Origin of the sequence: Shewanella sp. MMG014 (genome assembly GCF_018100775.1) — a bacterium.
In the GTDB taxonomy this organism is placed as follows: Bacteria; Pseudomonadota; Gammaproteobacteria; order Enterobacterales; family Shewanellaceae; genus Shewanella; species Shewanella japonica.
This window is the reverse complement of record NZ_JAGJDZ010000008.1, coordinates 76,120-90,660: the sequence shown is the minus strand read 5'-3', so window position 1 is coordinate 90,660 and position 14,541 is coordinate 76,120. Positions and strand designations below refer to the sequence as shown.

Here is a 14,541-nt window from a genome sequence, read left to right as displayed (position 1 = left end):
GCATTAAATTTTGTTAACATACGCACACTTTAATTTTCAAACACTTCAATTGTTTTCAGAGGCTAAATGTTCGATCTACTACGTCATAAAACCAGCAGTAGCAAAGCAGATATTCTATCTGGTTTAACTGTTGCTCTTGCGCTTATTCCAGAAGCTGTTGCTTTTGCATTCGTCGCACAAGTTGAACCTATGGTAGGTTTATACGCAGCCTTTATTATGGGGTTAATCACTGCTGTAATTGGTGGTCGTCCAGGAATGATTTCTGGTGCAACCGGTGCAATGGCTGTTGTCATGGTATCACTAGTTGTTGAACATGGCGTTCAATACCTATTTGCGGCGGTCGTGCTGGCGGGGATAATTCAAATATCTGCAGGTATATTTAAACTCGGTAAATTTATCCGTATTGTACCGTACCCAGTGATGATCGGATTTGTTAATGGTCTCGCGATTGTGATTTTCTTAGCACAACTTGGTCAATTCCAAGTAAAAGATGCTGCAGGCAACATGGTATGGCTAGGTCAAGAGCCGTTAATGATAATGCTTGGCTTAGTTGCTTTGACCATGGCAATTATTCATTTTTTACCAAAAATAACCACAGCTATCCCCTCTTCATTGGTGGCAATTTTAACCGTAACCGCATTAGTTGTTGGACTAGACTTAGATACACGCAATGTACTCGACTTTTTGAAAACAATGAGTGGTGATGAGCAAGCCACTATTGCTGGCAGCTTACCAAGCTTCTCAATTCCGAGTGTGCCGTTTACCTTAGAAACCCTTTATATCATTTTACCTTATGCCTGTATTTTAGCGGCAGTTGGCTTAATCGAATCGTTACTAACCTTAACGGTAATCGATGAAATGACAAACAGCCGTGGTCGTGGTAACAAAGAATGTGTTGGTCAAGGTGTGGGTAACATTACCAGTGGCTTCTTTGGCGCAATGGGCGGTTGTGCGATGATTGGTCAATCAATGATTAACATCAACTCTGGTGGTCGTGGCCGTTTATCTGGTATCACAGCTGCACTAGCTTTACTTGCGTTTATTCTGTTTGGTGCTGCGTTCATCGAAATCATTCCACTTGCCGCATTGGTCGGTGTAATGTTCATCGTGGTATTAGGCACGTTCGAGTGGGCAAGTTTTAAAGTCATGCGTAAAGTACCTAAGCATGATGCTTTTGTTATTGTGTTAGTGACAACGGTAACCGTATTTACTGACTTAGCCTTTGCTGTGTTTGTTGGTGTTATTGTGTCTGCACTTGTATTTGCATGGGAGCACGCTAAACACATCAACGTTGAAACCAGTACCGATGCTAACGATTGGAAAGTCTATAAACTGAATGGCCCGCTGTTTTTCGGCTCAGTTTCAAACTTCCTAGAGTTATTTGATGCTGCTGACGATCCTGAAGATGTGATTGTGGATTTCCAAAACTCACGTGTTGCTGACCATTCAGCATTAGATGCTATTGATACCTTGGCTGAGCGCTATGTTGCTGCTGGTAAACGACTGCATTTAAGACATTTAAGCCCTGACTGTAAAGAGTTACTACATAAAGCGCGTGACTTAGTTGAGATTAATGTTATCGAAGATCCACATTACAAAGTCGCAGATGATGCACTTGACTCATAAAATACATTAGCCTTTTAAAGCTAATTTATACATAAAAAAGGCGAACTATTCAGTTCGCCTTTTTTATGTTAATACGTTATTGATATATTAAAAACCGGCATCTTCACTTACTTTTTTAATATAGCCTCAAACTGTTTCATCGCTTGTTCGAACTTAGGCTTAATTAAAATTTGGCAATACGGCTGCTCTGCATTATTGGCAAAATAATTTTCATGAAAACTTTCTGCTTGATAAAACGCTTCAAACATTGTTACTTCTGTCACAATAGGTTTAGGCCAAATACCTTGCTGAATCAGTTTACTGATAGCAATAGTCGCAGCATCAACTTGTTTGGCATCATGAGTAAAAATAACCGAACGATATTGAGGGCCTTTATCATTGCCTTGACGATTTAATGTCGTCGGATCATGAATCGCAAAAAATACCGCAAGTAATGTTTGATAACTTATCACGCTAGGATCATAAGTCACTTGAACAACTTCTGCGTGGCCAGTAGTTCCACTGGTGACTGCTTCGTAATGCGCATCTTCAGTTCCACCGCCGCTATAGCCAGAAATTACAGATTCAACACCGTCTAGACGTTGAAATATCGCTTCGATACACCAAAAACAGCCAGCACCGAAAGTTGCTAACTCCATCGACTTTGCTTTTGCTGAACGTTCATTTTCAATTTCTTCTTTGCTTTTAAACACCATCGAAGTTGAATTGACACAATGACGTGTATTTTTACCCGTTAACATTTCGCCTTTAAAAACATGGCCAAGATGGCCACCGCATTCGTGGCAGGTAATTTCTGTGCGTTGACCATCAGCATCCAGCGTTCTATCTATAGCACCGTGAATTTCGTCATCAAATGCTGGCCATCCACAGTAAGCATTAAATTTAAATTCGCTTTTATATAATGGGTTTAAGCATTTTTTACATAAGTACAAGCCTTCTGCATCATGATTGACGTACTCTCCACTAAATGGACGTTCAGTTCCTTTTTGCTCAATGACATACTTTTCAAACTCAGTTAATTCGTTCATTTGCATCGTCCTAACTTCAATCTAGACCTTCATACTTTAAAGCAATTTTTCAGATATGGCAGTATGCCGAATAAAGATCACTAATTCGACTTATTAGACCTGTTTTTACTTCAAAAAATTGCGACAAAGTGTGACCAAGGTTAAAATCAGCATGGGTCAAATAAAACAATAAGTAGAAAATATGAAATTAGAAACCATTGATTACCGTTCAGAAGATTGCGCAAAGCAATTTGTTGAGTCATTACGTGAGACCGGATTTGGTGTTTTATCAAATCATCCTATTAGCAAAGAGCTCGTAGAAACCATCTATAAAGAATGGTATGAGTTTTTTCAATCAGAACAAAAACAGGATTTTCTGTTTAAACCTGAAACCCAAGATGGCTTTTTCCCAGCATCAATATCTGAAACGGCAAAAGGACATACAGTAAAAGATATCAAAGAATATTTTCACGTATACCCTTGGGGTCGTATTCCTGAATCATTAAAACAGAATATTCTTGCTTATTATAAACATGCAAATCAACTCGCCGCTGAACTACTCGGCTGGATTGAACAGTATGCGCCCGAGGACGTCGCCAAGCACTTCTCTATTCCTTTACCTAAAATGATTGAAGATAGTCAAAAGACATTATTAAGAGTGTTGCACTATCCACCAATGTTAGGTGATGAAGAACTGGGTGCAATCCGAGCAGCAGCTCATGAAGATATTAACCTTATCACTGTCTTACCAGCAGCGAATGAACCAGGATTGCAGGTTCAAACCAAGGACGATACTTGGATTGATGTCCCAAGTGACTTTGGAAATATCATTATTAATATCGGCGACATGCTACAAGAAGCCTCTGGTGGTTATTACCCTTCGACATCGCATCGTGTGATCAATCCAGAAGGCACTGATAAAACTAAATCAAGGATCTCTTTGCCACTTTTTTTACATCCTAATCCTGAAGTTGTGCTTTCTGAACGCTATACTGCAGACAGTTATTTAATGGAAAGATTAAGAGAACTTGGTGTAATTTAAGTTTGTTAACGTTTCCAAGTAGTTTAAAGCGTCTTTTGGCGCTTTTTTTTATCTTTTAGAGGCATAACAAGGTAGAATATGCCCCCCTTGTAAGTAGTGGTTTAAAAAAGGCAAACTCATGGCAATTCAATGGTACCCAGGACACATGCACAAAGCTCGCAAAGAGATTGAAGAGGCAATGCCTCAAGTCGATCTTGTCATCGAGGTTTTAGATGCACGTATTCCATATAGTAGCGAAAACCCTATGGTGTCAACGTTAAGGGGCGATAAGCCATGTATCAAATTACTCAATAAATCTGACTTAGCCGATCCTGAAGTCACTGCACGCTGGATTGAATACCTTGAACAAGAGCAAGGCGTTAAAGCAACAGCCATTACCACGCTTCAACCTGGGCAAGTTAAGAGCATTCCTGATATTTGTCGTAAATTAGTACCAACTCGAGACAAAGTAGAAAAAGATATACGTACGATGATTATGGGGATCCCAAACGTCGGAAAATCAACCATTATCAACACACTGGCAGGCAGAACTATCGCTAAAACCGGTAATGAGCCCGCTGTGACTAAACGTCAGCAGCGTATTAATCTCAAAAATGGCATTGTACTATCAGACACGCCAGGCATCTTATGGCCAAAAGTTGACAATGAATCAAGTAGTTACCGCTTGGCAGTAACCGGTGCCATTAAAGATACCGCAATGGAATACGAAGATGTTGCAATGTTTGCGGCAGAATATTTCTTACAAGCTTATCCTAAAGCGATTTGCGAGCGATACAAACTCGCCGAGCTTCCGGAAACCGATATAGAATTACTCGAAGCGATTGGCCGTAAACGTGGTGCACTTAGACCAGGTGGCCGTATCGATTTACATAAGGCGTCTGAATTATTACTGCATGAATTCCGCTCAGGAAAAACAGGCTTACTAACACTAGAAACGCCTGAAATGGCAGAAATTGAAAAAGCCGAAGTCGCTAGACTATTAGCTGAGAAAGAGGCGTTAAAGCAACAAAAACTTGAACAAGAAAAGCTGAAACGCTCAGGCAAGCGACACCAGCAAGGCTAAAGAACAAAAAAGGCTTACCACGCGGTAAGCCTTTATTTTGAGAAATCTTGTTTACGACATTTTCTTTGCCAACTGACTTAAACTCGCTTCAAGCAAATCAAGAACTAATTCAAAACCTTGCTCGCCACCATAGTAAGGATCAGGCACTTCCCTTGCTTCCCCTTCCGTATCTATAAAAGATAATATCAACTGCAGTTTATGTTGATATTGAGCAGGACAACGCCTCAATAAGTCATTAAGATTACTCTTGTCTGCCGCAAGTATTAAATCAAAATGTTCAAAGTCGCTATCGAGTACTTGCCGCGCCTGCATGTTGGTAAAATCTAATCCTCTCCTCTCACCTGCTGCTATAGAGCGAGGATCTGGTGGGTTGCCTTGATGATATGCAGCTGTCCCCGCCGAATCAATTTCTACCGCTAATGAAAATGATTTGGCCTGCGAACGAAACACCGCTTCAGCGCTGGGTGAGCGGCAAATATTACCTAAGCAGACAAACAATACCGATTTTATCTTACTGAAATCCACTTTACTGGTAACGTTACGTGTATTAGTCAAGCTCACTAAATTACTCCTCACCGTGTTAACGGCTCAATTCTATATAAACCTAGACATAAACTCTATTGCTCATACTTATTCATTACTCTTGTTATTCTTATTGTTATTGTTATTGTTATTGCGACTCTCTAACACGCAGAAAATGAGCGAACCGTGGAATGCCATTTTTAGTGAGTCCTAAATATTGATAAGTAATAATAGCGCCCAAAGGAGGCGGATTACGTCGTAGCTCATTAGAAAAACCAGAACCAAGATTGAACTGTTTTCCATTTGGCATTTCAACCTTAAGTGACCCCATCAAGCCTTCGAACTTTCCTTTGCCTTCATTAAAACCAATAACTCGCGCTTCAGCATCATATTTAGGTTTTAACTTTACAATATTCTGACTGCGGCCAATTTGATAATACCCAGATTTAAGATGAAGCATTAACCCTTCACCATTGTTTGCAATAACATGATCAAGTTGAGCCATTAATTGCGCTGTAGAGACAAGCTCCTGTTGCTCTATCGCCTCAATATATCTACTTTCTAAGGCTATTTGTTGCATTGCTTTTACGCGATCAACAAACATCCCCCCATGCTCTGGCAAGTCAAAAATCATATATTTTACCAACTTCCACTCAGCATGATGTGAATGTGAACTGCGAGCTAACGCTGATACCGCATCAAACTCACCTTGCTTAATCCAAAGTTCTCCATCTAATGCTGTTTTGGGGAAATCTGCAGTAAACCAATCGGGTAAAATCATGACTCTTCCCGAACGCGACAGCATTTGATTTCCATCCCAATAGCCTCTTACTCCATCAAGCTTTTCACTGATCAAGTATTGAGTAACATCGGTGTCGGTTTGGTAACGCATAGCGAGTTGGAGCGCGGGCTTATTATTAGCATCTACGGCATCTGAAATCAGCAAAGCCATAAACACAATTAAGACTGACAATATAAATCGAAACATAGTAGCATCCTTGCTAATTTGAGTGATGGCAATATCCTACCGCACTTATTTTACGGTTCTTTATTTATTGAACTCATTGATTATACTAACCATTTTAAAAACCAATATTTAAAATGATTAATGATTCAAATACAGTTTAGTCAAATATGGCTGATTTGCTTATTTAGCTTACAATGCTAGAGGTTTAGGACATATCATCAATAATTAGGTCACCTATGAAACCCACTAATAATCACGGTATTAAACGCATCATACGAGCAACAGGTTTTTCATTTAAAGGATTAACCAGTGCTTGGAGAAATGAAGCTGCTTTTAGGCAAGAACTAATATTATGTCTTTGCCTTGTTCCCATCGCTTTAATAGTCGATGTCAGTGTGATTGAAAAAATCCTCATGATCATGACACTATTTATTGTACTGATAACTGAACTACTTAACTCAGCGATAGAAGCCGTTGTCGATCGCATTGGCGATGAAATTCACCCACTAAGCGGCCAAGCAAAAGATGTTGCCTCTGCAGCAGTATTTCTCAGTTTATTATTATGTGGACTGACTTGGATAGGGATTTTAACTCATGCTTACCTGCTTTAACCTATTCACAATTTAGCGGTTAAGCCTGAATATGTTCAGGCTTTCATGCAATACGGTTTAATGAACTAATAACTTTTTCAATTTCATTCATTCGCTCACTTGTTAGCGCATAGGATGCATAAACGTGGCGCCGGATTTCTTTCACATCACAAACTCGATGCAATTTGCCGCAGGCAATATCCTCTGTCACCATAACTTCAGGTAAAAATGCACACCCTTTATTTTGGATAATAAAGTCATGGGCAATTTGCGCTGAACTCGTATGCAAAACGGGTAATGGAAGTGCTGTTAACTCTTGTGCATGAGTAATATTAAAAGCAGTGCCCCAATCCACTTTGACATAGTGCGAAAGAGCCAAATCAGAGATATGCAAATTAGCTTGAGTGGAAACAAGTAATAAATTTACTTGGCTTAAGGTAATTGTATCAATGCCATCTATATGGAAAGGATCAAAGCTTAATGCGATGTCCAGTGTCGTTTCTGCCATCTTTTTTGCCATCACAGCTGAAGTAATCACATCAGTACGAAGCGACAGGCCATGTTCAGTTTTATATAAAGGTTGTATTGCCGTTTTTAAATAGCTTTCCCAAATATTATTGCCCATGCCTATCGACAACTGAACACTGTGCTGCTCTATTAAGGAAACATCTTGCTTGGCGCGTTCAAGAGCAGTTAATACGGCATTAGCATGGGCTAACATTCGCTCACCCGCAGGAGTTGGTTTGATATTATTGCGTTCACGATCAAATAAAATAACACCTAGCAATGATTCAAGCTGTTTAAGCCTAAAACTGACTGCACTGCGGGTGATATATAAGTTATCAGCAGCCTTGCCAAAGTGACGAGTACGATAAACTTCAAGAAACGTTTTTAATAAATCAGTATCCATAATGGATTTTTACTCAATGTCTAACAAAACATAAACAGTCTAATCGCGATTTATAGCAAAATTATGGCAGCGTGTAATCAAGTTTAATTTACGCATACGAATTAAGTATAGGACTTAGCTGAAGCAGCTTTTCTTTAACCATTTGGGGAATATTTCTCCACACATTACTCGTTACATATTTGTTAACATACAGTCAAAAAGATGACATTTAAAGTTCTTCTGACACATTAAATAATGCTAATTTAAAGATGATTAAAACGTGCTAGCTAAATAAATAGTAATGAAAAAAAGCCGACAAGTAGTAACAATAAGCTATTGAAATAAAACGATTTAAAATAGACTTATGGTTCTATAGTTTTACCGCCAAAAGTTTAATACGAATAAATCGTGATCTTAGTTCTCATTTTTACAATTTTGCAGCAACAAAAGCTTCACATTTAGTTACATAATGTTAGTATGACTACATAATAAGATATAACCCTGATTAACAATAACAATAAAAGCACAGTTTACTGATTTAAGTAATTTTAAAGTGCGGAGAATAAATGTTAAAGCAAGCCTTCGTAGGACTTTTAGCTGCAGCCAGTTTTTCTGGCCATGTTAATGCAGATGAGTATAAATTCACCATAGGTGCTTTTTATGCCAGTTCCGACTCCACAATGCTTGTTAAAAGCGCCAAAGATACTAATAGTTATTATCTATTAGATTTCGAAGATGATCTGCTACTTACTGAAGATCAATTCCTGCCTTTTTTTGAATTCACATATAGTTTTAACGACCGCCACAATATCTATCTTGACTGGAAGTCACTGCACCGTAACGCTGATACACCTCAATTAGGGTTTGATATCGAAATCCCTGAGTTTGGTGATAACGATGATAATTTTTTAATTGATGGTGAAGCCAAAATTTCGACAACCTTAAATATTGATATTCTTCGTTTAGGCTATGGCTACGACATTTGGGAAGGTGATAATTATACAGTGGGTGCTTCAATCGGCTTACATACAATGTTTGTTGAAACCGTATTTGAAGGCAATATAGGCTTATGTGAAAGCCGAAGCGATCCAAATGCCTTGTGTGACACAGCGACTTTTACCCCTCGTATTGTTGATAATGCCCTTACCGCTCCGTTACCTGATGTAGGTGTTTACGGAAGTTATGAGTTTTACCCTGGCTGGGTATTTAATGCTCATGCACAATACTTTGCGATAAAATATGACAATGTAAAAGGTTCTTTAGTTGATATTCGAGCTGGGGTTCAAGCTATTATTTGTGAGAACTGGCATTTATCATTAGCCTATAATTATTATGATGTTGATGTTGATATTGAGCAATCTCGTAGTATCTTAGACACTGAATTTAGAACCTTTGATTATAATATTAATTACAGTTTCACTGGCCCAATGTTTGCGGTATCTTATTCTTTTTAATATAAATTGAGCATCCTATCTTAGGGTGCTGAGTTTGACGTTATTTTTAAATCATTTAGCAAGTTTAACGCGTTCAAGAAAACTAAGCCCTCATTGGTCAAATTGTATTTAATTCAGCTTGGCCTAAAATTAGTACAACGTTTAAAACTCCTGCCTTAATTCGCTAAGTGATGTATCAGAGATGAGGGATTAAATGTCTAACGAGCTACTGAAAACAGCGGCATTAAATTTAAAAAAAGCTGTCCCATTGATGCTAAAACATAGCATCCCTACCACGCCAACCAATTATGCTCTCTGGTATGCTTACGTTTCAGAGTCTAATCCAAAATTAAACATTGCGCTTGATGCTACGATTGCACAAAACCAACAGTACTCTCCGACTTCGAGCGAGTTACTATATCGACAACATATTGCCGATCCTGTTGAATTAGACGTAAGAAGCATGCGCCAGAACCTAGATGCAATGGTTTGCGAACTGTCTCAATCTCTTAAAGACACCAACCACGATACAACCACTTTTCAAACCAAAATCCAAAAAGAATTCAGCAAATTAGCAGAACTGGAAAATCAAGGCTTTTCGTTGGAACAAGTGATAAAAGTTGTCAAAAATATCGTCAGCGAATCTGCAAACATTCATTCAAGTACAACCAGTTTTACCCAGCAGCTTGATAAAGCACAATCAGAAATCAATGCCTTAAAACAACGTCTAGCGGAAACCGAAAAAGATGTGCTTTATGACGCATTAACAGAAGCATTAAATCGGCGTGCATTTGATGATGACATTTCTGCGTTGGTCAATCAGTCGCCTAATGGAGCTTGTTTAATCCTAATTGATATTGATCACTTCAAGCAGTTTAATGACACTTACGGCCACCAGCTAGGGGATTTAGTACTTAAAGTGGTCGCTAAACGCTTACAAGAATCTTGTCGAGATGGTGTAAAACTCTATCGATTTGGCGGTGAAGAATTTGCAGTGATTATTCCTAATAGCCAACAACGCGTAGCAAGACAACTTGCGGAAGCAATGCGCCGATCAATAGAAAAACTCAGTGTAAAAGACCGCCGTAGTGAAACTCGCATTGATAACATTACTGCGTCTTTTGGGGTTGGCGAGTGGAAGCACCAGCAAACCAGTAGTCAACTGATTGAAAGTGCAGACACTCTACTATATGAAGCTAAAAGGCTAGGTAGAAACAGGGTCATGCCAATCTCAAATTAGACGATGACTGCCGTTGACTTTTTTAGCCGTCACCACATAACGATAATCACTGTTGGCTGATAAATCTTCAAATGGAAAGCATGTAATCAAGGTTAATTGATTATCCGTTGTCATATCTAACACCTCGGTTTGTGTTTCGTGAACAATATCGGTACTTACAATAAGGTATTGCTGTAACACGCCTTGGGATGTTTGTAGCTCAACAATGTCGCCTCTTTTGACATTTTGTAAAGGCAGAAAGTGGGTGTCTCTATGCCCCGCAATGATGGTATTACCCTGCTCGCCAATCCCTGCTCCATTAAGCAATAAACTAGGGCCAAAAGCGAGGTTTCTGCCAGAAGCACCAGCTAGTACAAACATAGGCTGACCAATTGGGTAAAAATCATGTTCTTTATCAGCAAACAGTTTAAGCTTCCCAACTGGATGTGTGTCAGCCCAGCGCCAAGGTTTATGAGGACGTTGATCGGCTAAGGTTTTAGTCCACGCTTGTTCAATAAGAAATTGCGCAAAGTTTGCTTTAATTTGCATATACGCTCCATGTGATAAAAAACTCATTCCAATCAAGGCAACACTGCAAGGAATAATCCATTTCATAGAAATCATAAGCAAGCCTCCTCATTAGGTTTCTTCGGTAAAATCAATTTCTGACCTGGTAAATACCCTTTTAACCAACAAGCATTTAATAAGGCTATCAGTAACAAACTAAGCCCAATTAGCACATTCAAACGACTTGAGGTTGCGGTTTGTGGAAGCACTCCTACTGATTGATTTCTTCCTGCAGGCAGATGTCTCTTCACTTGTTTTTGCACGGCCATCTCTGCCATAGGTTTAACCGGTGTAGTATCAATGGCAACCAAACTCGTTTGTGAAGTCACTAAGTGATACTTCATACCAAGCGCTTCAACTTGTTTTTTAATCCGCTGCTGATTCGCTTGTGTGCGAGTTGCTTCAATAGCCTGAATTTGTGCATTAGCCCACAGCAAATCTAGCCCACTAGCATTGTGACTTGCAGAGGTATTGTCCTGACGTTTAATCTGTTTTTTCCAGTACTGACCTTGGGTATAACCCGATAAAATAAAGTCTTGTTGATTGTAAGCTGGCGACTTAACACTGACCAATATGGGCTCATTTGTGTACAAATCAGGAATTTGTGCTGGCCAATAATCCGGTATTGTCCCATCGGCATACGTCAAAGAGACATTGGTGGCAACTGGTTTTTCAATTTTTGCCATTAACTTAGTTATTTTTTGGTTCACTTCTGATGTATTACCAATATAAGTAAACGTACCTCGACCAAATAAAGCCGCGCGCTCCATAAAGTAAGAATTAGGAGCAGCGCCAATACCGACTGTAAATAAACGGCTTTGTCCTAACTCAGCTTCAATCTGCTGAAAAATGCCATGTTCATTACTCACTGCGCCATCGGTAATAAAAATAACTTGTCTTAAAAAGTGACTTTTATCAGATACTGCTTGTGCTTGCTCAACCTGTAACGCCGCTGATAAGGCTTTGCCAATTTCAGTTCCGCCATTGGCTTGCAACCCTTTTACAAACTGATGCGCACGGCCAATATTACTACTTGTGCCAGCGAGAGACTGCTGAGATAGCCGATTAACATTATGATTAAACTCATAAATATTAAACTTATCTTGAGCCCTTAACCCAGCTAATGCATAGAGGATAGATTGCTTTGCTTGTGAAAGCGCAGCACCCTGCATCGAACCTGAGGTATCAATCACTAGAATTAATTCTCTGGGTGTATGTGAGATATCTTCAGTATGCTTTTCACTTATCAGTGGCGGAGATAGCATCACAAGATCATATTGAACATCTTTCAGTCCAGATACATGAGGTGAATTATCATTTTTTGAGTTAGCCGAATCTCTCTTCTTCTGATGGGTTTGGCCCTGCTGAGAAAATACTGCAGCGATTGGTTGATAAGACTCTTGATGCTCTGCCCGCCATTGAAGCACAAAATCTTTATTCGCTTTTTCTGGCTTAGCAAACGAAATAAGCCATTGCTGATGATTCGAAAACGACTGAACTTGAGCTGCTTGTCGCACCTTAGCGATCTTGTGGTAGGGACTTGTAATCGCCTCTGCTTTCACATCAAAACCCGCATCTAAATTTACCGTCATACTCACCATTAATGCGTTATGATTTGACTCTTCCAGCCCCACATTCAAGTCTTGCTGCAAGTATGGGTCGGACAAGATTTCAGACTGAGTTTCGTCAATGAAATATTCAGGTAAGTAACGAGTGACGCTATCGGGTAACTTGCTCGAAAGAGATTGATAAGACAAATAAGAATGCTGTTTAATATCCGCGTTACTTTTTTCGGCTGATGACGCCAAGCCCTGTTGGCTATCTCGTCGTTGTAAATGCGCCGGTGTATAACGGGGGGTAATCGTCATAGGAAAGCGTAAGCTAAACATGCCTTCTTTATAATTCAGCTTCTCTTGATAAGTGATCTCTACAATTGCAGTTTCACTAGGGCCCAAATTAGCGATCTCAGTGGTAAAAATATTGGGCCGTTGCTGGCTCACTAAACTTGCTCTTTTACCTTGAGATTTTGCCTTTTCAAAGTTAGCTTTTGCTTGCTTTTTAGGCTGAATAACACCTTCAATACTACGATCACCAATAATTAAGCGCATACTGTCTACGGCACTGTTATGAGATAAAGGAAACACATAACTGCCATTTATCCACTCAGACGAATTATTCATAAAGGTTTGCTTAACACTCACCCGATTTGTCCAGCCAGAAACATTCATTGTTACATCCGTGCTTAACGGCAAACTTTCGTACTGTTGACCACCTTGCTGATAACGTAGTACTCCTTGGGTGACTTCTTGATACCGACTTTCAATCGGAATCACCGTTTCGAGCTCAGTTGTAACCGATGTAGCCATGGCATAAACAGGAAACAATACACTTAATACGATTAGTCCAAGTAACACAGATGCAGATAAACTGTAGCCGAGTATTGATTGACCACAGTTGTTACAACTTCTATCACTAGGAGTTGGCTTATTAGATTCATACCCTGACAAGCATGCCTTATCGGCAATGGCGTAGCAGTGTGCTTTTGAGTTGATACCTTTCATTTGCTCTCTCCATGAATTCAATATCGCCCTAAACCAATACCTAATGGCAACTTGCTCAAGGCGATAATGAAGTAGGTAAATTAGTTGGCAGCTAATGCTTCACCTACAGGCATAACTTTTAATGTCACTCTTCGGTCAAAAAAGTCATTTTCAAAGCTTTGTTGCTCATGTAATGGCGCTGAAGCACCATATGCTTGAGAATGTAATCGCTCTGCTGACACACCTTGACTCACTAAGTAACTTGTCACTTCTATTAATCGCTGCTCTGACAGAGCTTGATTAAATTTACTGTCTCCACGTCTATCGGCATACCCGGTTAAATCCAGTTTTAATTCCGGTGATAACGCCATCAAATACGCCACATCATCAAGTTGTTGCTCAAAATGAGGTTCAATGGTCGAAGAGCCCGTTTTAAACTGAACATTTAAGCCAATCGCTAACTCTTGTAACTGCTGCTGTTGCGCCGCTTTTAAGTCAGAGAGCTGAGCTTGAACATGAAGGTATTCATCTGTCACCTCAGCAAGCGACTGCTGCTTTTCATGTAATGCAGTAAGCTCTGAGGTTTGCATTTCGATAGATAATTTCTGTTGAGCTAATAACTCTTTTTGCGACTGAATTTCGGTATCGTCACCGACAGTTTTACCAATTAACGTACCTGCGAATGCTCCAATGATGGCGCCAACGGGTCCACCAACTACAGCACCAAGTACAGCACCTGATGTGAGACCAACCAATTCTTCTGTGTGCTCTCTTTCCTCATCCTGCACTACCAACTCAGTATTATCGTTATCATTGTCATAGGCGCTTGCATCGAAATGATTAACATCATCTGCTAGTGACACATTTGAAAAAGAAAGACTGCTGATGATAGCGATGGCGATTAGTTGTTTTTTCATGATATTTTCCTTTCAGTGTTTTAATGTGATTAATGAACTCAACAACTTGTTTACTGCGTGTCGTTAAGTTGATGTCACTATTAAACACCTCAGAAATGGCAACCTCAGGGCATAAAAGTGGCAATGTGCAGATGAAATGTGGCAACAATATGGCAATGT

Annotated in this window: 13 protein-coding genes; 6 read left to right on the top strand and 7 right to left on the bottom strand. The window is 39.6% G+C overall.

The window, feature by feature from the left end; translation table 11 throughout:
* Positions 1 to 66: 66 nt before the first annotated feature.
* Entirely contained in the window at positions 67 to 1,626 is a 1,560-nt protein-coding gene (locus tag J8L86_RS13825) for a SulP family inorganic anion transporter (RefSeq protein WP_065108281.1), read from the top strand.
* A gap of 107 nt (positions 1,627 to 1,733) precedes the next feature.
* Here J8L86_RS13825 and J8L86_RS13820 read toward each other — a convergent pair whose 3' ends face one another.
* Positions 1,734 to 2,654 (bottom strand): bifunctional methionine sulfoxide reductase B/A protein, encoded by a 921-nt coding sequence (locus J8L86_RS13820; RefSeq protein WP_211030833.1) that lies wholly within the window; start codon positions 2,652 to 2,654, stop codon positions 1,734 to 1,736.
* A gap of 181 nt (positions 2,655 to 2,835) precedes the next feature.
* On the opposite strand from J8L86_RS13820, the gene J8L86_RS13815 reads away from it, so the two are divergent.
* Both J8L86_RS13815 and ylqF read left to right on the top strand, forming a co-directional pair.
* Complete coding sequence (locus J8L86_RS13815; RefSeq protein ID WP_055024413.1) at positions 2,836 to 3,675, top strand: 2OG-Fe(II) oxygenase family protein; 840 nt, start codon at positions 2,836 to 2,838, stop codon at positions 3,673 to 3,675.
* 118 nt (positions 3,676 to 3,793) lie between these two features.
* Complete coding sequence (gene ylqF / locus J8L86_RS13810) at positions 3,794 to 4,738, top strand: ribosome biogenesis GTPase YlqF (RefSeq protein ID WP_065108283.1); 945 nt, start codon at positions 3,794 to 3,796, stop codon at positions 4,736 to 4,738.
* 51 nt (positions 4,739 to 4,789) lie between these two features.
* On the opposite strand, the gene J8L86_RS13805 is transcribed toward ylqF, so the two are convergent.
* Positions 4,790 to 5,263: a low molecular weight protein-tyrosine-phosphatase gene (locus J8L86_RS13805; protein ID WP_211030893.1), complete on the bottom strand. Its 474-nt coding sequence runs from the start codon at positions 5,261 to 5,263 to the stop codon at positions 4,790 to 4,792.
* A 145-nt stretch (positions 5,264 to 5,408) separates the two neighbouring features.
* Positions 5,409 to 6,248: a DNA ligase gene (locus J8L86_RS13800; RefSeq protein WP_211030832.1), complete on the bottom strand. Its 840-nt coding sequence runs from the start codon at positions 6,246 to 6,248 to the stop codon at positions 5,409 to 5,411.
* A gap of 215 nt (positions 6,249 to 6,463) precedes the next feature.
* On the opposite strand from J8L86_RS13800, the gene J8L86_RS13795 reads away from it, so the two are divergent.
* Positions 6,464 to 6,838 (top strand): diacylglycerol kinase, encoded by a 375-nt coding sequence (locus J8L86_RS13795; RefSeq protein ID WP_119968301.1) that lies wholly within the window; start codon positions 6,464 to 6,466, stop codon positions 6,836 to 6,838.
* A gap of 43 nt (positions 6,839 to 6,881) precedes the next feature.
* Here J8L86_RS13795 and J8L86_RS13790 read toward each other — a convergent pair whose 3' ends face one another.
* Positions 6,882 to 7,727, bottom strand: coding sequence for a LysR family transcriptional regulator (locus tag J8L86_RS13790; RefSeq protein ID WP_211030831.1), 846 nt, complete (start codon positions 7,725 to 7,727; stop codon positions 6,882 to 6,884).
* 545 nt (positions 7,728 to 8,272) lie between these two features.
* Here J8L86_RS13790 and J8L86_RS13785 point away from each other — a divergent pair.
* Both J8L86_RS13785 and J8L86_RS13780 read left to right on the top strand, forming a co-directional pair.
* Positions 8,273 to 9,160 carry a hypothetical protein gene (locus J8L86_RS13785; protein ID WP_055024409.1) on the top strand — a complete coding sequence of 296 codons (888 nt, stop codon included), beginning with the start codon at positions 8,273 to 8,275 and terminating at the stop codon, positions 9,158 to 9,160.
* A 193-nt stretch (positions 9,161 to 9,353) separates the two neighbouring features.
* Positions 9,354 to 10,379, top strand: a complete 1,026-nt coding sequence (locus J8L86_RS13780) for a GGDEF domain-containing protein (protein ID WP_211030830.1) — start codon at positions 9,354 to 9,356, stop codon at positions 10,377 to 10,379.
* Here J8L86_RS13780 and J8L86_RS13775 read toward each other — a convergent pair.
* From J8L86_RS13775 to pdsO, 3 genes are all read right to left on the bottom strand, one after another.
* Complete coding sequence (locus tag J8L86_RS13775) at positions 10,371 to 10,982, bottom strand: class GN sortase (protein WP_211030829.1); 612 nt, start codon at positions 10,980 to 10,982, stop codon at positions 10,371 to 10,373. The genes J8L86_RS13780 and J8L86_RS13775 overlap by 9 nt on opposite strands.
* Entirely contained in the window at positions 10,979 to 13,486 is a 2,508-nt protein-coding gene (locus J8L86_RS13770; RefSeq protein WP_211030828.1) for a marine proteobacterial sortase target protein, read from the bottom strand. The genes J8L86_RS13775 and J8L86_RS13770 overlap by 4 nt, the downstream gene beginning before the upstream one ends.
* Positions 13,487 to 13,566: 80 nt before the next feature.
* On the bottom strand, positions 13,567 to 14,382 hold the full coding sequence (pdsO, locus tag J8L86_RS13765; protein WP_211030827.1) for a sortase-associated OmpA-like protein PdsO: 816 nt from the start codon (positions 14,380 to 14,382) through the stop codon (positions 13,567 to 13,569).
* Between the last annotated feature and the right edge of the window lie 159 nt (positions 14,383 to 14,541).